The following is a 20,487-nucleotide window of genomic DNA, read 5'->3' on the forward strand; positions in this document are numbered from 1 at the left end:
GGTCTCCATCGCACCGGGACCTTGGGCGGAGGTCGACGGCTCCGCCCCGGGCCCCCGTCTGCGGTCCGAACCCTCAGGACGGCAGGTCGGGACATGGTCAGGGCTGGTCGGGGCCGCGCGAGACCCGGTGCGGGAAGGTCGGATGTCCCGGCCGCACCGGGGACGGCCGACCCTGTTCCGGCGGCCGCGGTCGAGGTGGACTGGCGGCATGGTGCTTGCGTCCAGGAACGGCGAGACGTCCACCCCCCGGAGGGCTCCGGCGGTGAACCGGTTGGTGCTGCGCCTGCTCGGGTCGGCGGGGCACCGGGTGCTGGGCGGGAAGGTGTGCGCGTTGCGCTACCGCACCGCCGGCGGTGCCACCGTCGAACTGCCCGTGCAGTACGTCCGCGACGGCGACCGGTTGGTGGTGGTCGCGGGCGGCGCGTCGGGCAAGCGGTGGTGGCGGCACTTCCGCACCGCCGCGCCCGTCGAGGTGCTGGTGGACGGGGACCGGGTAACCGGGTCGGGCGCCGTCCTGGGCGGTGCCGAGCGCGACGCGGCACTGGACGCCTACCGCCGCGCCTTCCCGCGCGTCACCACCGACGCCCAGGTCGTGGCGATCACGATCGGGCGATTCCCGGCCGGACGACCCCCGCTGCGGGGTGCGGCGCTGTTCCGCACGTGGCTGCCGATCGTCGCCCTCGCCGAGTTCCTCGGCTTCGCGGTGCCCGCCGGGGTCGGCGCGCTCACCGCCGACGGCCCCGCCGCGCTGGTCGTCCCGGCCCTGCTGGCGGCGGGCGCCGTCGAGGGCGCGGCGCTGGGGTGGGGTCAGGCCGCGGTGCTGCGCCGGGCGCTGCCCGCGCTTCCCCGCGCCCGCTGGGTGGCGGCCACCTCCGCGGCGGCGGTCGTCGCCTACCTGGTCGGCCTCGCACCGTCCACCTGGGGTGCGGCGATCACGTCCTGGCACCCGGTGCCGATGGTCGCGACGGCCGCCGTGCTGGGCTGCGTGCTGCTGGGGTCGATCGGCACCGCCCAGTGGCTGCTCCTGCGCCGCCACCTGCCCCGCGCGGGCCGTTGGATCGCCACCACCGCCACCGCCTGGCTGCTCGGCCTGGCCGTCTTCCTCGGCTTCACCATGCCGCTGTGGCACCCCGGCCAGGCCCTCGCGGCGACCGTGCTCATCGGCATCGTCGGCGGCCTGCTGATGGCCGTGACCACCGCCGCCGTCACCGGGTTCGCCCTGCGCCACCTGCTGCCGCGACGGTGAGACCCGGCCCCCGAGCCGGGCGAGTCGTACGTTCAGGACCCGTGTGTTCTTCACTCGCGAGTGAAGAACACACGGGTCCTGAACGTACGACTCTCGCGACCTGAACGTACGACTCGCCAGGCTCGGGGGCGTGGACCCCGGTCAGGGCTGGTCGGGACTGATCAGGCCTGGTGCGGCGGGATCACGGCGACGGGGCAGGGCGCGTGGTGGATCAGGGTCTGGCTCGTCGACCCCAGCAGCAGCCCTCGGAAGCCGCCGCGCCCCCGCGACCCCACCACGACCAACTGCGCGTGCTCGGCGTGCTCCACCAGCGAGCGCGCCGGCCGGTCGCGGGTGACCAGCGTCCGCACCACCAGCTCCGGGTGCGCCTCGCGGTGCGGGGCCAACTGCTGCTCCAGCAGCCGCTGCTCAGCCTCCTGGATCGATTCCCAGTCCACGGTCAGCCCGTGCTCCCAGGCGGTGTCCACCGCCAGGTCCGACCAGGTGCGCACCGCCACCAGCTCCGCGTTCCCGGACGCGGCGACCTCGACCGCGAACGCCAGGGCGGCCTCGCTGGTGGACGATCCGTCCAGACCCACCACGACCGGGCCTTCGCGCCGCCCGCCCGCCTCGGGCCCGCTCCCCCGCACCACCACGACGGGGCAGTGCCCGTGCGTGGACACCGCGACCGCGATCGACCCGACGAGCAGGCCGGTGAACCCGCCCAGCCCGCGCGATCCCAGCACCACCAGCTGGGCCGACGCCGAACGCCCCACCAGGTCCTCGGCCGCACCGCCGAACACCAGTTCGGTGCGCACCTCCACCTCGGGAACCGTCCCGCGCGCCTCCGCCTCGGCCTCGGCGAGCCGTTCGCGCCCCTGTTCCAGAACCGCTTCGTGGTAGCTGCGGGGCAGCGGGACGGGCTCGGGGACGTGCCCGGCGACCACCGGGCAGGCGTGCACGATCACCAGCGGGGCCGTCCGGCGGGCGGCCTCCCGCGCGGCCCAGCGCACCGCCCGCGCGGCCGACTCGGAACCGTCGACCCCGACCACGACCGGCCTGCCCACCACAGCGATCTCCGTCATTCCCGTCTTCTCCCCGCACGATCCCGACAGACGACACGTTCGTCACCCGTCCGCGGGTGACGACACGACCCTATGCGGTCACCGCCGCGGCAGCAGTTCGGGACCAAGGACCCTGCGTCGACAGGACCTCGGAGGGCGGTCCCGGAGCGGTGAACGGTGAAAACTGTTCTCAGCGACAACGAGAGGAGTCATCGTGAAGGCCGCTGTCGTCACAGAACTGGGTGCGCCGCTGGAGGTGCGGGACGTGCCGGTGCCGCAGCCGGGTACCGGTCAGGTACTGGTGCGGTTGGAGTCGTCGGGCATCTGCCACACCGACATCCACGCCGCCAACGGCGACTGGCCGGTCAAGCCCACCCCGCCGTTCATCCCCGGCCACGAGGGCGTCGGCACCGTCGAGGCCGTCGGCGACGGCGTCGACCCGGCGCTGCTCGGCACGCGGGTGGCCATCCCGTGGCTGGGCCACGCCTGCGGCGAGTGCTCCTACTGCGTGTCCGGCTGGGAGACGCTGTGCGAGCAGCAGCGCAACACCGGCTACTCCGTCGACGGCTGCTACGCCGAGCACACCCTCGCGGACGCCCGCTACACCGTGCCCGTCCCCGACGCGGTCCCCAGCACCGACGCCGCACCGCTGACCTGCGCCGGTGTGACGACCTACAAGGCGGTCAAGGTCGCCGGCGTGCGCTCCGCCGAACGGGTCGCCGTGTTCGGCATCGGCGGTCTGGGCCACCTCGCCCTGCAGTACGCCCGCGTCGCCGGTGGCTTCACCGTCGCCGTCGACGTCGAGGACGACAAGCTCGCCCTCGCCCGCGAACTCGGGGCCGACCACACCGTCAACGCCCGCACCGCCGACCCCGTCGCCGCGATCCAGGCCCTCGGCGGCGCCGACGTCGCCATCGCCACGGCCGCCTCGCCCAAGAGCTTCGAGCAGGCCTTCGCCTCCTTGCGCCGCGGCGGCCGGCTGGTCTGCGTCGGTCTGCCGGCCGACGGCGTCCTGCCCATCCCGGTGTTCGACCTCGTCCTCAAGGGCATCAGCGTGGTCGGCTCCATCGTCGGCACCCGCCAGGACCTCACCGAGGTCTTCGCCCTGCACGCCGCCGGCCGCACCAAGGTGATCGCCCAGGCCCGCAAGCTCGACGAGATCAACGAGTCCTTCGCCGAGGTGCTGTCCGGCACGGTCCCCGCCAGGCTGGTCATCGAGTTCTGACCGGCGACGGCACACCCGGCTCGAACACCGCCCGGCGCGAGGTGATCGCCTCGCCGTCAGGGCGGCGTTCGAGCGGGACGGGACCGTCAGCCGGGCTGGTCCTGCTTGGCGACCTCGACGCCGACGACACCGGGGACGGCGCCGGCGACGACCGTGGCGACGTGCCGCTCCACCTCGTCGGCGCCTTCACCGTCCAAGGTGACCACGCCGTCGGCGACGGTGACCCGCCAGCCGATGCGCCCCGACGCGACGGACAGGTGGTGACGCACGTCGGCGGCGATGGTGGCGTCGTCCCGGGCGATCGTGCGCAGCAGGTCGCGTCGGCTCACGACACCGACGAGGCGGTCGCCGTCCACGACGGGGATGGTCCGCAGGTGCCGGTCGAGCATCAACCTGCCCAGCATCGCCGCGTGCGTCCCGGGTGTCGCGGACACCACGTCGGTGGTCATCACCTCGGCGACGGTCCTCGACGCCGGCGCGGCCGGTTCCGACGGCTGCCCGTGCACGAACGTCCTCGGGTCGGGCAGGAGGCGGTTGCGCAGGAGGTCCGCCTCGGCCACCACCCCCACCAGGCGTTCGGCGTCGTCGACCACGGGCAGGGTGGTGAACCCGTGCTCGGGCGGCAACCGCGCGGCCTCCTTGGCCGACGTGCCCGGCCGCACGGTCACCACCGCGCGGGTCATCAGATCCTTGGCCCTCATTGCGCCTCTCCCGAAGTCGTCGTTCTCGCGGAGTCGTCCGACGTGCCGCGGTGTGGGGCGTGGTCTCGCGTCGCACCACCGGTGGACGCCGGTCACTCCTCGGTCGAGGGGGCGGGTGTGCGCACCCCGGTGGCGAGCACGGCGACGTCCGCGCCGCTGCGCGGCACCCGCGCCACCGCCTGCCCACCCCTCCGCGTCTCGACTCCTCTTCAGGCGCTACCCGAGGACACGGACCGTAAACGACCTCACCAGTCTTGAAACCGGGCGTGCAGGCGGGCGTACTCCTCGGGAGTCATCCCACCTCGCGCGGGTCGCAGGGTCGTCCCCTCGAAGTCGGACTCGTGGTACCAGTGCATCACCGCGTCCCTTCGTCCAGTCGCACCCATGAGGCCACTCGGTCGACAGCCGGCGCCCCGGTCCACAGTGCCTGGTCCACAGTGCCTGGTCCACAGTGCCTGGTCCGCGGGGACCGACGACCCGGGCCACCTGAGCAGCGGCAACCGTCCCGCCCCAGGAGCCCTGTTCCGCGGGCGCGGGGGTGGGAGCCCGTCCCGACCGGCGGGGCGTCCCGACCGGCCTGCTGGTGTGAGCGGTCTCATTGGCGTCCGCACCGGACTCGGGGCAGGGTGGTCCCCACCGGGTGATCGAGCAGACGGAGCGTGTGGACGTGGGGTTGCGGAGGGGCGCCATGCCGTTGGCCATGGCCGAGCGGGAGCGGAGCGCCCACCACGGGCTGCCGGTGCACGAGGTGGTGCCGCTGGTCGGGACCGACGTGACCACCGGGCTGACCGGGGAGGTGGCCGCCCGCCGGTTGGCCGAACTGGGGCCGAACGCGTTGCCCGAGCAGCGGGGGCCGGGGTGGGTGCGGCGGTTGCTGGCGCAGTTCCACAACCCGTTGATCTACGTGCTGCTGGGTGCGGCGGCGCTGACGTCCGCGCTGGGCGAGGTGGTGGACGCCTCGGTCGTGCTGGCCGTGGTGCTGGTCAACGCACTCGTCGGCTACCTCCAGGAGGCACGGGCCGAGAAGGCGCTGGACGCGCTCGTGGCGATGGTGCGCACCGAGGCGACCGTGGTCCGGGACGGGGTGGCCACCAGGATCGCCTCGGACGAGCTGGTGCCCGGTGACGTGGTGGTGTTGGAGGAGGGCGACCAGGTGCCCGCCGACCTGCGGGTGGTCGCGGTGCGCGAGCTGCGGGTGGACGAGTCGGCGTTGACCGGCGAGTCGCAGCCGGTGGCCAAGGACCCGCTGCCGGTGCCGCACGACGCGGTGCTGGCCGACCGCACGAGCATGGCCTACTCCGGCACGCTCGTCACCAGCGGCGGCGGGCGCGGCGTGGTGGTGGGCACGGGCGGGGACACCGAGATCGGCAGGGTGCACCGCCTGGTCGGCAGCACCAGGACCGTGCAGACGCCGCTGACCCGCAAGCTGGCCCGTTTCAGCATGCTGCTGACCTGGGTGATCCTGGGGCTGGCCGTGCTCAGCGCGGTGGTCGGCGTGCTGCGCGGCGAGCCGGTGGCGGGCATGGTGACCGCCGCGGTCGCGCTCGCCGTGGGCGCGATCCCCGAGGGCCTGCCCGCGGCGGTGACCGTGACGCTGGCCATCGGCGTGTCCCGGATGGCGCGCCGCAACGCGATCATCCGCCGGCTGCCGGCCGTGGAGACGCTGGGCAGCACCACCGTGATCTGCACCGACAAGACCGGCACCCTGACCGCCAACGCCATGACCGTGCGGTGGGTGGTCGCCGACGGGGTCCGGCACGAGGTGACCGGCGTCGGCTACACCCCGACGGGCCCGATTCACCCGGAAGTGGGGTCGGCTGCACGAGAGTGCCTGCTCGCGGGCACGGCCTGCAACGACGCCGACGTGGTCGAGCGCGATGGCGCCTGGATCGCGGTGGGCGACCCCACGGAGGCCGCGCTGGTGGTGGCCGCCCGCAAGGCCGGCCTGTCCACCGCCGACGTGCCCGCGCGCGTGGACGAGTTGGCGTTCACCTCGCAGCGCCGCTTCATGGCCACCCGCCACACCGGCGGCGTGGTCTACCTCAAAGGCGCGGTCGAGCGCATCGCCGAGTTCACCGGCGACACCGACCACACCACCGCCGACGAACTCGCCGCACGGGGACTGCGCGTGCTCGCCCTCGCGAAAGCCCACCTGCCCGAGGACACCGAGCTCACCGAGGAAGCCCTGCGCGGCCACGCCCGCCCGCTGGGCCTCGTCGCCATGCACGACCCGCCCCGGCCCGAAGCGCAGGCCGCCGTGCGCGCCTGCCGCGACGCCGGCATCGAGGTCCGCATGATCACCGGTGACCACCGCGCCACCGCCCGCGCCATCGCCGCCCACTTCGACCTGCCCGACGACGCCGTGCACGCCCGCGTCTCCCCCGAGGAGAAACTGCGGCTGGTCGAAGGGCTCCAGGCCGACGGGCACGTCGTGGCCATGACCGGCGACGGCGTCAACGACGCCCCCGCCCTGCGCCGCGCCGACATCGGCGTCGCCATGGGCCGCGGTGGCACCGAAGTCGCCAAACAAGCCGCCGACATGGTCCTCACCGACGACGACTTCACCACCATCCGCGCCGCCGTCGAGGAAGGCCGCGCCGTCTTCGACAACCTCCGCAAGTTCATCATCTGGACCCTGCCCACCAACATGGCCGAAGGCCTGGTCATCCTCACCGCGATCCTCCTCGGCACCGCCCTGCCGATCCTGCCCGTGCAGGTCCTCTGGATCAACATGACCACCGCCGTCGCCCTCGGCCTCACCCTCGCCTTCGAACCACGCGAACCCGACGTCATGCACCGCCCACCCCTACCCCCCTCCCTCCCCCTGCTCACCGGCGCCCTCCTCCACCGCATCCTGCTCGTCTCCGCCGTGCTCCTGGCCGGCTCCTTCGCCGCCTTCCACCTCGCCGACGGCACCGTCGACCAAGCACGCACCCTCGCCGTCAACGTCTTCGTCACCGCCCAGATCGCCTACCTGTTCAACTGCCGCTCCCTGCACAACCTCCGCCCCCGCGTCGGCCTGCGCGCCAACCCGTGGCTCCCCGCCGGCATCGCCCTCACCGCCGCCCTGCAACTGCTCTTCACCTACGCCCCGTTCATGAACACCCTCTTCCACACGGCCCCCATCGGCTGGAAGGATTGGGCCCTCGCCGCGGCCATCGCCACCGTCGCCTACGCCGTCGTCGAAGCGGAGAAGTGGTGGCGGCGCAACCACGCCCACCGGACATGACCGTCGGGGCGTAGCGGGACCGACAGGGGGCCGGCACTGCCAGGCGGTCCACGCGGCGGGGTGGCCCGTCCGGCAGTCGTGCACCACGTGCCGGCGGAAGTCCCACAACCCTCGACGCGCTCGTCGAGGGGCCACTGCTCCGGGGTGCCGAGGTAGCCGGCGCAGTGGCGGGCGTGCCCGGTTCGCGGACCCCGGCACCACTGATCGGCCTGTCGGGTTCACCCTGTCCCGCACCGACGTGTCGACCTTGGGCAGGGGGATCGCGGCTTCACCCGGAGCGGGCACCGCGACCCGGTCGTGGTGACCCACAACCGATCCCGGGCTCCGCTGGTGTGAACCGGCGACGACCGGGACGTCCACTCGACACGCGAACCGGGCGGCGTGCACTGGTGGGGCGAGATCGCGAGTCGGTGATCATCCGGTCGTGTGCGGATCGCACCTGTGCGTGTCATCGGGCCCAGGCGGGGTCGTAGGCGCGGTGGCGAAGATGGTGCGCCGGGGTGTGAGCGTGACGACCGCGTCGCGGCACCCGTCCCAGACGTGTCCGGCACCGTGGTAGCGGGTGGTGATGTAGGACCACTCGAGGTTGCCGGCGAGCATCCACCCCAGGGCCTCCGCGTACTGCCTCACGCCGGGGCTGGTCCCCACCGCCCCGGTGAGCAGTTGTCCGCGCAGGACGAGGAACCGGTCCTCGACCTCGCGGACGGTGGCGGCGACGCGGTCGACGGCGGTCTGGAGGTCGCCGAAGGGGTTGAGGGCGATCTCGTTCATGGTGTCGCCGCCGTGGAGTTCCTTGCGGTAGGAGAAGATGTCGTTGACGCCGATCCAGTGCCGCGCGACGAGGGCGTTGAGTTCGCGCAGTTCGGGTCGGACGGCGAGGTCACCGGTCAGGTCGAGGCCGAGCCCGTGCTCCAGCAGCGGGAAGCAGCACTCCCCGATCGACTTGCGCCGGGTGCGCACGTAGGCGGAAGGACCGATCGCGGTCCGCGCGTCCTGCCACTCGCGTTCGGTCCGGCAGGCGCGGAAGAAGTCCGCGGTCGTCCGGGCGAAGCGCTCCCGCAACGGGGTGGGCATGTCCGCGCGCAACTGTCGCCACAGCGTCGTCAACGCCCTCAGGTGCGGGGTGCGGGTTGTCGCGGTAGCGCCGTCGAGGACCGCGGGCAGCTCGTGCAGTCCCAGGTCGCGCGTCCGTCGTGGTGAGGCGTGGGCGAAGGCGTCGTCGAGGCTGAACAGGACGTCGATCCAGCGGCAGACGACCTCGACGCGATCTGGGCGGCTGGTGGGGTAGGTGAGCAGGGACCACAGGCTGGTGCGCTGGTCGAGGAACCGCTGGAACCCCGCCGGGTCGTCGCTGTAGGCGTCCCGCAGGGCACGGGACAGCCATGTGCGGCACCGCGCTTCGAGGTGGTCGAGGTCGGGTCGGCGCAGCGCGGGGGCGAAGCGCGGGAACAGGGGCAGCCGGAAGCTCGGGTACGTCCCGGTGGTGGACGCCCGGTCGCCGGTCACCCGTGGTCCTCCCCACCGGGGTGGCGGCGGTGCGGGAGCATCGGTTGGGCGGCGGGCACGAGCAGGAACCGCGGAACCGGGCGCAGCGGGCCGGGGCGTGCCGGGCGCAGGTTCCACGTGCCGCTGATGGTGGCCAGGGCGATCGTCGCCTCGGCCATGCCGAACAGCTCCCCCATGCACCTGCGCCGCCCTGCGCCGAAGGCGAGGAACGCCTGCTTCTGCCTCCCCGTCACCCGTTCCGGCAGCCACCTGTCCGGATCGAAGGTGTCGGGGTCGGGGAAGACGGTGGGGTCCCGCTGGAGCGCGTAGGGGCTTATGACGACATCGGCGCCGCGGGGCAGGGTGGTGCCGGCGATGGTCGTGTCCGCGACGGTGACCCGGCTGAGCATCCACGTCGGCGGGTAGAGCCGCAGCACCTCGGTGAGCACCCGCTTGGCGTAGGGCAGCCGCGCGAGGTCGTCGAAGGACGCCGGACGACCGGCCAGGACCGCGTCGACCTCGACCCACAGCCGCCGTTCCGCCTCCGGGTTGCGGGCCAGCAGGTGGAAGGTCCAGGTCAGCAGCGTGGCGGTGGTCTCGACGCCGGCGGCCAGGATCGACATCACCTGGTCGCGGACCTCGCGGTCGTCCGGCCGGCGACCGGACGCCGGGTCGCCCGCGATGATCCGCGACAACAGGTCGTCCCGCTCCTCCTCTGCCCGGCGGTAGTGCCGGATCGCCCCGCCGATGGCCTCCTCCAGCGCCGCGCAGGCGCGGGCGAACCGCCGGTTGGCCGGGGTGGGCACGCGGTGCACCCACGGGACGGGCAGCAGCATCCGGCGCAGCAACCCCGCAGCAACTGCGGCAGCGCGGACGCCATCACCTCGGCCGCCTGCTCGCCGGCCGGCGCGGACACGAGCGTGCGAGCGACGACCGATGCCGCGAGCCGGTACATCGCCCCATCGAGGTCCACCTCCCGGCCGGACTCCCACAGCGCCGTCGCCTCCACCGCGCAGCCGCGCATGACCTCGCCGTGCGCGGCGACCCGCCGGCGGTGGAACGCGGGCGCCACCACCGGCCGCTGGCGCCGGTGGTCGTCGTTGCCGCAGGTGATCACCCCGTTGCCCACCAACAGCCGGGCCGCTTCCATGAACGGGCCGCCCTTGTCGAACGCCTGCTGCTCGGCGGCCAGCACCCGCATCGCCGCCTCGGCACCGGTGACCAGGAAGCACTGCCTGCGGCCGAGCAGCAGCCCGACCACCGGGCCCGAATCACGGGCGCGCTCCATGAACCCCAGTGGATCGCGCAACAACCTCGCCGCGTGCCCCAGCACCGGCAAGGCCCCGGGGAGCGGGAGTCGTCCCCTGTGACTGGTCACGCTCGTCCGCTCCTCCCGCACCGAGGCCGATCGCCCCGAAGGCGGCTCGATCGACCGATCGGCGACGCGCCGAGCGCGCTTCTCGACCGCACGCCGGGCCAGGCTAGGTCCGGCACTGGAAGGCGCTGAACTTCTTCCACCGATCCGGGGACACCCGATCGAGGATGCCTCCAGGACGTCGCCGCGACGGGGCGCCTACCCGGGGGTGGCGTCGCGGGCGGCCGGCTTCTTCGCCGGGGCACCGAGCCAGCGGGTGATGAGCGGTCCGGTGGTGGCCAGGACGAGCACGTAGGCGGTCACCAGGGGGCCGAGTTCGGGGTGGGCGGCGCCGGCGAGGCCGACGATGACGATGGAGAACTCGCCGCGGGCGATCAGCGCGGTGCCGGCGCGCAGCCGACCGCGTCGGGCTGCGCCGTCGCGGCGGGCCGCGTACCAGCCGGTGACGACCTTGCCGGCGGCCCCGACCACGGCCAGCGCGAGCGCCGCGGGCAGCTCCGGGAGCAGGTCGGCGAGGCTGACGGACAGGCCGATGGCGAGGAAGAAGGCGGCGGCGAACAGGTCACGCAGCGGACCGAGCACGCGGCGGGTGCGTTCGGCGGCTTCCCCGGTGAGGGTGAGGCCGACGAGGAAGGCGCCGACGGCGGCGGAGACGTTGAGGTACTCGGCCAGGGCTGCGACGACGAGGGTCGTGCCGAGCACGCGGAGCATGAGCTGCTCGGCGTCGGGGTGTGCCAGCCACCGGTTGACGTGGTGGCCGAACCGGTGGGCGACCAGGAACGCGCCCGCGACGGCGGTGACGGCGACCAGGACGCCCAGCGCGGCCTGCCACCACGTCCCGCCCGCGACGAGGACGGCCAGCACGGGCAGGTAGACGGCCATGGCGAAGTCCTCCATGACCAGCACGGCCAGCACGGACGGCGTCTCCCGGTTGCCCAGCCTGCGCAGGTCGCCCAGCAGGCGGGCGATGATGCCCGACGAGGACACCCACGTCGCGCCGGCCAGGGCGAGGACGCCGACGGCGTCCAGGCCCAGCAGCCACCCGGCGACCGCGCCGGGCCCGGCTCCCAGCGCCAGGTCGAGGGCGGCGGAGGGGACGTGGCGGCGCAGGCTGTGGGTGAACTCGGCGGTGGAGAACTCCAGCCCCAGGGTGAGCAGCAGCAGCACGACGCCGATCGAGGCGCCGGCTTCGACGAAGTCGCCTGCCGTGGGCACCGGCGCGATCCCACCCTCACCCAGGGCGAGACCGGCCAGCAGGTAGAGCGGGACCGCGGGCAGGCCGAACCGGCGGGCCGCCGTGCCCAGCGCGCTCAGCACGACGAGGATCAGGCCCAGTTCGAGCAGCAGGGCCAGCGAGGTGTGCACGCCGGTTCAGCCCCCGACGATGCGGCGCACGGCGTCGATGCCCTCGGCCGTGCCGATCACCACCAGCACGTCGCCCGCCCGGATGACCTCCGCCGGCATGGGGGCGGCGATGACGTCGGGTCCGCGCACGACCGCCACCACCGACACGCCGGTGCGCGTGCGCGCCCGCATCGTGCCCAGCGGCTGGTCGGCGTGCGGTGACCCGGCCGGCACGTCGACCCGGTCCGACAGCAGACCCGGCACCTCCCGCGACAGGTCGGCGAACCGCTCGACGATGCGCGGGGCACCCAGGATCTCGGCGACCGCGTCGGCCTCCTCCCGGGTCAGCCGGAACAGCGGCCTCGCCTCGTCGGGGTCCTCCGGCGGGTAGGCCACCAGCTCGAACCCGCCCTCGCGGCGGGCGATCACCCCGATCCGCTCGCCGTCGGCGTTGGTGAACTCGTAGCGCAGGCCCACGCCCGGCAGCAGCACCTCGTTGACGTCCATCTGATCATCATGACGCGGCCGGCGGACGTCGGTGCGACCGGTGACCACGACGGCTGTCGGGAGCGCGGTCGCGGTCCGCTGCACGGGTGATCGGGGTGGCAGGGCCGAAAGTCCCGTTCGCGGCGGACGTTGCTCCCTGCCCGAGGACGCGCGCGTCGCGCAAGGTGGGAAGCGTGACTGGACCGACTCGGCCCGCCCCGCCTTCGACACCCCAGGAGGACCACACCGTGCTGTCCACTGCTTCCGCCGAGGTGGTGCGCGCGACGCTGCCCGTCGTGCGCGACCACGCCGTCCAGATCACCGGCGAGTTCTACCCGTCCATGTTCGCCGCGCACCCCGAGCTGCTCGACCTGTTCAACCAGGGCAACCAGGCCGGCGGGCAGCAGCGGGTCGCGCTGGCCTCCGCCGTGGTGGCCTTCGCCGGGCACCTGCTCGACCCCGGCGACGACCCCGGTTCGTTCGACGCGATCGCCGAGCGCATCGCGCACAAGCACGTGTCGCTGGGCATCCGCGCCGAGCAGTACCCGATCGTCGGCCGCCACCTGATGGCCGCCGTCGGCACGGTGCTCGGTGACGCGGTCACACCGGAGGTCGCCGCCGCGTGGGACGAGGTCTACTGGCTGTTGGCGTGTCGGCTCATCGCCGCCGAGGCACGGCTCTACCAGAGCGGCGGGATCGACCCGGCGGTGCTCTGGCGGCGGTGGCGGGTCGTCAAGCGCCAGGACGAAGCCGTCGACGCGGTGTCGTTCACGCTCGTGCCGGACGACGGTGGCGCGGTGCCCGACTTCCTTCCCGGCCAGTACGTCTCGGTGGCGGTCGACCTGCCGGACGGCCACCGCCAGCCCCGGCAGTACTCGCTGTCACAGGGGCCGGTGCGGGGCTCGCTGAGGATCGTCGTGCGCCGCGTGCGCGGAGTCGACGGCGCACCGGACGGCGCGGTGTCCAACCACCTGCACGACCACGTGCACACCGACGACACCCTCCTGGTGGGCCCGCCCGCCGGGGAGAACACCCTGGACCCGGGCACCGGTCCGGTGCTGCTGGTCAGCGCGGGCATCGGCATCACGCCGATGGCCTCGATGCTGGACCACCTCGCCCGGACCCAGCCCACGCGCCGGGTGGTGGTCGTGCACGCGGACCGCTCCGCCGACCACCACGCGCTGCGCGCCGAGATCCGCCAGACCTCCGCGGGCCTCACCGACGTCGACCGGCTCACCTGGTACGAGACGGGCGACGACGAGCGTCGCGGCTTCGTCGACGTGGACGCCATCCCGCTGACCGAGGACACGACCGCCTACCTGTGCGGACCGGTGCCGTTCATGCGCGACGTCCGCGCCGGCCTGCTCCGCCGCGGCCTTGCGGGCGACCGCATCCGCTACGAGGTCTTCGGCCCGGGGATGCTCGACGGCCGGACCGGCTGACGCCCTGTCAACGCCGCGCACCCGGTGGGACTCCGGGAGTCGGAAGGGCGAGGGGTGCCCACCGACTCGCGGCACCGCACCAGGGGCACGGCACTCGTGCAGGGGTCCACTTCGGCGGAATCCGGCCCGGGGTGCGGGAGTGCGCAGGTGGCAACTCATGGCGGGCGGCTCGGCGGAGTTCCGGGAGGTCGAGCAGGCCGGTACCGCCGTGACCGTCCGGTCCGGACGGTTCGGCCCGGCCGGCATCCGCCTGCACCGCGTGATCGCCGGCTTCCGGGTGGCGGCCGACGTGGACGGCGCGTTCGCGCCCCCCGGGACTCGTCGGTCCGGGTGGCGCACCCGGTGCACCTCGTGCCGCCCGCGGACGACCTCCTCCACGGTGGTGGGGCGCTGGTCACCGGTATCGCCCCGGCGCCGTCGCCCGGGGTCGCTGTGGTCGCGCCCGGTCCCGGCGGTCCACCCGTCGGTAGTCGCTCCATTCGGCCCACGAGTTCCCGGCGGCGCGTGGTTACGATCCGGAATCGTGAAAGCTTCCGACGACGAGGTGACGCGCTGGGCGCTGGCCGCGCGTTCCGGCGACCACGCCGCCCTGGAGCGGTTCGTCCGCGCCACCCAGCGGGACGTGTGGCGCTTCGTCGCCCACCTGGCCGACGTCGGCCTGGCCGACGACCTCGCCCAGGAGACCTACGCCCGTGCCCTGCCGAGCCTGCGCCGCTTCGCCGGGCGCTCCTCCGCCCGCACCTGGCTGCTGGTCATCGCCCGCCGCGTGGTGGTCGACCACATCCGCACGGCGCAGGCGCGTCCCCGGTTGTCCCCCGGCGCGGACTGGGTGCGGGAGGCCGACCGCAAGGCCGTCGCCCCCGGCTTCGAGAACGCCGTCGAGCTGAACGTGCTGCTCGACGCGCTGGCCCCGGATCGCCGCGAAGCCCTCGTCCTCACCCAGGTGCTGGGCCTGCCCTACGCCGAGGCGGCGGAGGTCGTGGGCTGCCCGGTCGGCACGATCCGCTCCCGGGTCGCCCGCGCCCGCGACGACCTGCTTCGCGCCACCGGCGACGAGGTCGCCGACGGCGAGGCCTCCGAAGCCGGCTGACCCGGCGGGTCGCGGGTCGCGGGTCGCGGTACGAGGAGCGCAGAGCGGAACCCCGACGTCCGGTCGGGGGTCCCGGGAACCGGACGGCGGTCGCATCCGACCAGTGGGCAGGTCTTCCCCTCTTCCCGCCCGAGGTGCCCCGTGTCCGCTCCCCCCGTCGACGACGTGCACGTGCGAACCGACCAGGCCCCCGGCCCGGTCCGGGTGTCCGTGCTGCCGCTGCTGCGCCGACTGCACTTCTACGCCGGCGTGCTGGTGGCACCGTTCCTGCTCGTGGCAGCCTTGTCGGGGCTGCTCTACGCGTTCGCTCCGCAGCTCGACGCCGTGCTCTACGACGACGTGCTGGAGGTGCCTGCGGCCACGGGCGCGCCTCGTCCGTTGGCGGAGCAGGTCGCCGCCGCCCAGGCAGCCCTGCCCGAGGGCGCGGTCACCTCCGTGCTGACCGCCGACGCCCCGGAGGCCACGACACGGGTCGTGTTCTCCCTGCCCGGCCTCGCGGAGGGGCACGACCGGACGGTCTACGTCGACCCGTACACCGCGCGGGTGCGGGGACAGCTGACCACCTCGTTCGACTCCACGCCGGCCACGACCTGGCTGGGCGGCCTGCACCGGCACCTGCACCTCGGCGAGCCGGGCCGGCTCTACTCGGAGCTGGCGGCGAGCTGGCTGTGGGTGATCTCGCTGGGTGGCGTGGCGCTGTGGGTGTCCCGTCAGCGGGCCGCACGTCGCCGCGTCCGGGCCGTGCTCGCGCCGGAGCCGGGGGCCAAGGGCGTGCGCGGGACCCGGTCCTGGCACGGCAGCACCGGCACGTGGGTGCTGCTGGGGGCGCTGTTCCTGTCCGCCACCGGCCTGACCTGGTCCACCTACGCCGGGGAGAACTTCAGCGCGGCACTGACGGCGCTCGACGCCAGGACCCCCGTGCTGGACACCAGCCTGACCGGCACCGGGGGCACCGCCGGCTCGGACGGCCACGGGGAGCACGGCGACGCGTCGCGGGGCATCGGGCCGGTGGACCCGGCGACGTTCGACCAGGTGCTCGTCGCGGCCCGCGACGCCGGCCTGGACGGCCCGGTGAAGCTCGGCGTGGCGAGCGCGCCCGGCACCGCCTGGACCGCCACCCAGAACGACCAGACCTGGCCGGTCCGCCTCGACGCGGTCGCCGTGGACCCCGCGAGCGGGGACGTCACCGCGCGGGCCGACTTCGCCGACCGCCCCGTGCTCGCCAAGCTGTCGACGCTGGGCATCCAGGCCCACATGGGCCGGCTGTTCGGGGTGGCCAACCAGGCCGTCCTGTTCCTGCTGGCGGCGGGCATCCTGACGCTGGTCGTACTCGGCTACCGGATGTGGTGGCAGCGCCGTCCGACCCGCGCCGACCGCCGCGCGCCCGTGGGCGGCGCGCCCAAGCGGGGGACGTGGCAGCACCTCCCCCTGTGGTTCGTCGTCCCCGCCCCGCTCGTGCTGATCGCCGTCGGCTGGGCGATCCCGCTGCTGGGGTCGAGCCTGCTCGCCTTCCTCGTGGTGGACGGGCTGCTCGGCCTGGCCCGCCGGCGTGCCGGCGGGCGGACGGCCGGGCAGGGCGGGTGAGCGGCTCGGCCAGGTCCCGGTGAGCGCGCCCGTGCCGCGTCGACGCGATCGTCGCACGCGGCACGGGCGGGCCGGCCGGCCGGTGTCAGCGGGTGCCGGTGTGGTGCTTGAGGGCGAGGAGCTTGTGCCGGTACATGCGGCACAGGGCGACCAGGACGTGGACCTGCCCGCCGGGTCCCAGCGGGCGCAGCAGTTCGACGAGGTCGTCCGGGTGCAGGTCCTCGTCCGCGGCCAGGCGCCGGTTGAGGATGGTGCGGGCGAGGCCGTGCTCGCGGTCGCCGACGGCCAGCCGGTCGACGTCGCGCAGGTCGTAGGTCTCGGGCAGCGGGAACCGGACGAGCGGCTCCGGGTACCGGGCCGCCATGAGCTGCACGGCGATGTTGACCAGGTGCGCCACCATCGCCGCCGCCCGGTCGGGGTCGTCGAGCATCACCGACAGCTCGTTCACCGTCACCGTGTCGGGTTCGAACGCAGGCGGCGAGTCGATGTCGACGTCGAACCGGTGCAGGGCCAGGGTGATGTTGTCCAACACCCGTTCGGGGTCGACGAACACCCGCTCGGGGCGGTCGCCCTCGACGCTGGCCCGCGGGTGCCACGGATCGAGGAACTCCCGCACCGCGGCTTCCCCGAACACGTCGGGATCGGGTGAGGGCCGTCGAGGACGGGGAGACTGCTCCACCACCCTGCCTCCTGCCGTATCGCCATCGGGCGGCCGGCGTCGTCGCCGCCGCCGACCCCCGTGCCCGGGGTGTCCCCGCCGGTGTACCCACTGCGGGGCGGGTGCACGACAACGCGCTGCGGTCGCCTCCGTGCGCCGTCGTGCGCGGGCAGCGACGACCCGAGCCGGTTCCCGAACCCGAATGGCCGCCGGAACCACGCGATCAGCCGATTCCCGTGCCGGGGACAGGCAACTCGAAACAGTTTTCCGCAGATCTGCGGCCCTGTTCCGTTCGGTATCCCGCACGATCACCCCGGTAACGCGGACACCGCCGGGACGATAGCCCGAGCATTCGGTGACGACAACTCGGAGGATCGGATGCTCAAACCGGTCGACGGCATGGACGACCTGGTCTTCGCGTTGGAGGACGTCATCGGCAACCGACCCGCCGCGCCCTCGCCGGTGGTCGTCGCGACGTCCGACGACCCCGCGTCGAACAGCGAGTTCCTCACCGACGTCGAGCGCCGGTTGTCGGACTTCGACGGCCGGGACCTGGTGCCGCACGCGCACGCGAAGCCGGACCTCGCCGAGGCGTCCGCCGGGAACGCCCTGCCGACGGACGCGGCACTCCTCGACCTGCTCGCGCAGGAGTTGAAGAACACCACTCCCCGCGGTGCCGGCCGGAATTGGAAAACCCCCCGCTTCCAATTGGTCCTCGACGTCCTGGAAGTCGGCCAGGACGTCAACTGGACGTCCGTGGCGACGCAGAAATCCACCCTCCTCACCCTGCTGTACCGACGTTGGGAGAGCCGCCACCCCTTCCTCGCCTGGGCCCGGGAGATGAGCAGCGCGAATTTCCCGATCCAGTGGATCGGCGTGGTGCTCACCGCGATCCTGAGCGGTCCGAGCAGGTGGTTGTTCTCCAGGAGGATCAACGGGCGGTCGACGCGGCGGCTCCGCGAGCAGTTCGCGAACGCCGGTCGCACGGGTGGGGGTTTCCCGTACCAGGCGCTGCTCCTGCTGCCCGCCGGCAACCCGGAAGGCCACACCGACCTGCGCCGCCGACTCCTGGTCGGCTCGATCCTCCAGGACCTGGCCGACGTGATGCGGCGCGGCCGGATCTCACCGCGACGCCGTCGGCGCCAGTGGACGCCGGTCGTGCTGCTGGACGGCGTGCACCCGCTCACGGCGGTGCTGCTCGACCAGTTCGCCGAGCAGGTGAAGGACCACGAGCCCGCCCCGCTGCTGGTCGTCGGCACGCTGGCCCCCGAGCACGCCGAGCGCGTCGCGAAGACCGTGCACACCGTGCCGGAGGCGGCGAAGGCGCTGCGCCGGTTCCTCAAGGGGGACCGCACGGCGCTGCCCCGGCCGCCGTACCTGGCCTTCCGGCTCCCCCGGGACGAGGTGGTCGACCCCGCTGTCGAGATCCGGTTGACGCCGCACAAGGCGGTCGCGCCGCGGGTGCCCGGCGTGTCGGCCTTCGTGCCGTTGGCACTGGTGCTCACCGTGGTGGCGGGCGGGCTCGGCGTGGGCGTCCACCACTACCTGCGCGGCGGTTGCGCGGACACGAGGGTGAACGCCGCCGGTGAACGGGTCGGCGTGATCGAGAGCGGGTGCAGCTTCGTCAGCGGCAAGACCGGCTTCGGGGACAAGGTGCCGGACCTCGCGCTGCTCGAACAGCGGGTGGCCGAGAACAACGAGGCCGTGGACCGGCTCAAGGACCGGCAGGGCAAACCGCGCTACTACCGGACCGTGGTGTTCTTCGGGCCGCTGACCCGCGCCGACCAGGCGGAGAGCACGGCGCCGCCGAACGCGATCTGGCAGTTGGCCGGCGTCGTGGACCTGCACCAGGAGCACAACCGACTCGCCGACAGCGACGACGGGAGGGTCCCGGTCAAGCTGATCCTCGCCAACAGCGGCGACCGCTTCACCGACGGCCGCTGGGTGGCCGAGCGGATCGCCGAGCGCGAGCGGGTCGGGCGGGGTGAACTCGCGGCGGTCATCGGCATCTCGCAGAGCAGGCCGGAGGCGCTGGAGGCGGTCGGCGGCCTCACCGGGATACCGGTGATCGGCGCGGCGATGTACGGCAGCGAAATGGCCCAGAACCCGAACATGTTCCTCTCGTCACCGTTCAACGCGGCCTTCGCCGAGGAGATCGCCACGTGGGTGAGGGGTCAGGGCAAGCAGGGATCGGCCGTCGTCTACGACCCTGACGACCCGTACTTCAGCAACGAGCTGCGCGACGAGTTGAACGCGCGCGGCGTCGGGTCGGAGGACAAGGACGTCGTGGCGAAGGAGACCCCGGGCAAGGGCGGCAAGGGCGAGCCCACGTTGAAGAAGGAGGACGTGGCGCGGCTGTGCGCGGAGGCCGACACCGTCGTGCCGGTGGTCGCGGGCCGCGGGGACCAGTTGCTCAAGCTGCTCTCCATCGGCGCGACGCTGAAGGCGTGCAAGGACCGCGTCGACCGCCCGATCCGGTTGATCGCCGGGCCGGGCGGGGTGGTCGTGGCGGCGCAGGACGTGCTGGACGACTACAAGTGGGCGCGGGTGTGGGTCGCCGGGCTGGCGGACACGGCGGAGCAGAGCGAGCGGACCGCCGGCGCCAACGCCTTCGGCATGGCCACCCAGGCGATCGCGGACGCCCACCTGGCCACCACGCAGTTCCCCGACTGGGACGTCTCCCAGGTGCTGGCCAGCCTGCGCGACCCGGACTTCGACTACGACGGTCTCAAGCCGAACGTCACCGGCATCGGCGAAGGCCGGGTGCACATCATCCAGCCGGAGGCGGTCGGCAACGGTTGACCGCTCGCCGGGAGGGCGGTGCGGGCGGCGGTCCGGCGGGTCCGGGCGAGCAGGCCGTGGCGCGGCGCGAACAGCCGGCACAGCAGGACCGCCGCGCCGATCAGCGCGACCGGGACCACGTCGGAGTCGCTGATGCCCAGGATCGAGCCGAACAGGAACGACTCCAGCGAGCCCCCGTAGCCGGGGGCGGTGCTGAGGATGACGATGCCGAGGCCGAAGGAGGCTGCGATGCCGGGGAGGACGGCGTGCGAGACGGCGTCGCCGATGAACGCCGTGCCGCGCAGCACGACGTGGCTGCCGATCACGCCGCAGACCAGGCCCGACATCAGCGCCACCAGCAGCGCGCGACGCCAGAAGTCGTACTGCCACGGCGCGGTCGGGAAGTCCGGGAACGCGGTCACCCGGTCACCCCCAGCGCCTTGAACAGCTGCTCGGCCCGGTCCAGGCCGAAGGTGCGCAGCCAGATGTCGGTGTCGGCCGGCGCGGCCGGCTCGTCGTCGGCGACGACCGTGGGGTTGAGCAGGCACAGCCGGCTGCACAACGTGGCGGCGGCGGCAAGGTCGTGGGTGGTCATCAGCACCGCCACGCCCTCGTCGCGCAGTTCGGCCGGCAGTCTGCTCAACGGCTCCTGGGTGGGTGCGTCGACGCCGGTGACCGGCGTGAGCAGTCCACCCAGCGCGAGCCAGGACACGTTCGCGCCCGTCGCGGCGAGCTGCGCCGACGTGGTGGCGGTCGGGATCGAGGGCGCCGACGGCCGGCGGTACGTCACCGCGTCGT

Annotated in this window: 16 protein-coding genes and 1 pseudogene; 7 read left to right on the top strand and 10 right to left on the bottom strand. The window is 73.7% G+C overall.

Going from position 1 to position 20,487, the window contains the following annotated elements; translation table 11 throughout:
* The first annotated feature begins 208 nt into the window (after positions 1 to 208).
* A complete protein-coding gene (locus J2S66_RS13615; RefSeq protein WP_310307370.1) occupies positions 209 to 1,246 on the top strand; it encodes a PNPOx family protein in 1,038 nt (345 codons plus the stop codon).
* Positions 1,247 to 1,407: 161 nt separating this feature from the next.
* Here J2S66_RS13615 and J2S66_RS13620 read toward each other — a convergent pair whose 3' ends face one another.
* Complete coding sequence (locus J2S66_RS13620; RefSeq protein ID WP_310307371.1) at positions 1,408 to 2,310, bottom strand: universal stress protein; 903 nt, start codon at positions 2,308 to 2,310, stop codon at positions 1,408 to 1,410.
* 193 nt (positions 2,311 to 2,503) lie between these two features.
* Between J2S66_RS13620 and adhP the strand changes: the two genes are divergently transcribed.
* A complete protein-coding gene (gene adhP / locus J2S66_RS13625) occupies positions 2,504 to 3,514 on the top strand; it encodes an alcohol dehydrogenase AdhP (RefSeq protein ID WP_310307372.1) in 1,011 nt (336 codons plus the stop codon).
* 86 nt (positions 3,515 to 3,600) lie between these two features.
* Here adhP and J2S66_RS13630 read toward each other — a convergent pair whose 3' ends face one another.
* Positions 3,601 to 4,215 (bottom strand): CBS domain-containing protein, encoded by a 615-nt coding sequence (locus J2S66_RS13630; RefSeq protein WP_310307373.1) that lies wholly within the window; start codon positions 4,213 to 4,215, stop codon positions 3,601 to 3,603.
* A 640-nt stretch (positions 4,216 to 4,855) separates the two neighbouring features.
* On the opposite strand from J2S66_RS13630, the gene J2S66_RS13635 reads away from it, so the two are divergent.
* Positions 4,856 to 7,444, top strand: coding sequence for a cation-translocating P-type ATPase (locus J2S66_RS13635; RefSeq protein WP_310307374.1), 2,589 nt, complete (start codon positions 4,856 to 4,858; stop codon positions 7,442 to 7,444).
* A gap of 414 nt (positions 7,445 to 7,858) precedes the next feature.
* Here the strand turns inward: J2S66_RS13635 and J2S66_RS13640 are convergent, their stop codons facing one another.
* From J2S66_RS13640 to J2S66_RS13660, 5 genes and pseudogenes are all read right to left on the bottom strand, one after another.
* Positions 7,859 to 8,950, bottom strand: a complete 1,092-nt coding sequence (locus J2S66_RS13640; protein ID WP_310307375.1) for a terpene synthase family protein — start codon at positions 8,948 to 8,950, stop codon at positions 7,859 to 7,861.
* Positions 8,947 to 9,765 (bottom strand): cytochrome P450, encoded by an 819-nt coding sequence (locus J2S66_RS13645; RefSeq protein WP_310307376.1) that lies wholly within the window; start codon positions 9,763 to 9,765, stop codon positions 8,947 to 8,949. The genes J2S66_RS13640 and J2S66_RS13645 overlap by 4 nt, the downstream gene beginning before the upstream one ends.
* 209 nt (positions 9,766 to 9,974) lie before the next feature.
* A pseudogene (locus tag J2S66_RS37145) lies at positions 9,975 to 10,328 on the bottom strand (cytochrome P450); the annotation flags it as partial.
* Positions 10,329 to 10,502: 174 nt separating this feature from the next.
* Positions 10,503 to 11,669 (bottom strand): cation:proton antiporter, encoded by a 1,167-nt coding sequence (locus J2S66_RS13655; RefSeq protein ID WP_310307378.1) that lies wholly within the window; start codon positions 11,667 to 11,669, stop codon positions 10,503 to 10,505.
* 6 nt (positions 11,670 to 11,675) lie between these two features.
* The gene (locus J2S66_RS13660; RefSeq protein ID WP_306747950.1) at positions 11,676 to 12,155 is read right to left on the bottom strand and encodes a cation:proton antiporter regulatory subunit; all 480 of its coding nucleotides are present in this window, start codon (positions 12,153 to 12,155) and stop codon (positions 11,676 to 11,678) included.
* Positions 12,156 to 12,382: 227 nt separating this feature from the next.
* Here J2S66_RS13660 and J2S66_RS13665 point away from each other — a divergent pair, with 227 nt between their 5' ends.
* The 3 genes from J2S66_RS13665 to J2S66_RS13675 all read left to right on the top strand — a co-directional run bounded on the left by J2S66_RS13665 (position 12,383) and on the right by J2S66_RS13675 (position 16,250).
* Positions 12,383 to 13,576, top strand: a complete 1,194-nt coding sequence (locus J2S66_RS13665; RefSeq protein WP_310314784.1) for a globin domain-containing protein — start codon at positions 12,383 to 12,385, stop codon at positions 13,574 to 13,576.
* 520 nt (positions 13,577 to 14,096) lie between these two features.
* Positions 14,097 to 14,666, top strand: coding sequence for an RNA polymerase sigma factor SigC (gene sigC / locus J2S66_RS13670; protein WP_374726196.1), 570 nt, complete (start codon positions 14,097 to 14,099; stop codon positions 14,664 to 14,666).
* 141 nt (positions 14,667 to 14,807) lie between these two features.
* On the top strand, positions 14,808 to 16,250 hold the full coding sequence (locus J2S66_RS13675; protein WP_310307380.1) for a PepSY-associated TM helix domain-containing protein: 1,443 nt from the start codon (positions 14,808 to 14,810) through the stop codon (positions 16,248 to 16,250).
* 85 nt (positions 16,251 to 16,335) lie between these two features.
* On the opposite strand, the gene J2S66_RS13680 is transcribed toward J2S66_RS13675, so the two are convergent.
* Entirely contained in the window at positions 16,336 to 16,884 is a 549-nt protein-coding gene (locus J2S66_RS13680; RefSeq protein WP_310307381.1) for a hypothetical protein, read from the bottom strand.
* A gap of 402 nt (positions 16,885 to 17,286) precedes the next feature.
* On the opposite strand from J2S66_RS13680, the gene J2S66_RS13685 reads away from it, so the two are divergent.
* A complete protein-coding gene (locus J2S66_RS13685; RefSeq protein ID WP_310307382.1) occupies positions 17,287 to 19,710 on the top strand; it encodes a hypothetical protein in 2,424 nt (807 codons plus the stop codon).
* On the opposite strand, the gene J2S66_RS13690 is transcribed toward J2S66_RS13685, so the two are convergent.
* Entirely contained in the window at positions 19,626 to 20,111 is a 486-nt protein-coding gene (locus J2S66_RS13690) for a metal ABC transporter permease (protein ID WP_310307383.1), read from the bottom strand. The genes J2S66_RS13685 and J2S66_RS13690 overlap by 85 nt on opposite strands.
* A complete protein-coding gene (locus tag J2S66_RS13695; protein WP_310307384.1) occupies positions 20,108 to 20,479 on the bottom strand; it encodes a hypothetical protein in 372 nt (123 codons plus the stop codon). The genes J2S66_RS13690 and J2S66_RS13695 overlap by 4 nt, the downstream gene beginning before the upstream one ends.
* Between the last annotated feature and the right edge of the window lie 8 nt (positions 20,480 to 20,487).

It is taken from the genome of Saccharothrix longispora (assembly GCF_031455225.1).
Taxonomy (GTDB): domain Bacteria; phylum Actinomycetota; class Actinomycetes; order Mycobacteriales; family Pseudonocardiaceae; genus Actinosynnema; species Actinosynnema longispora.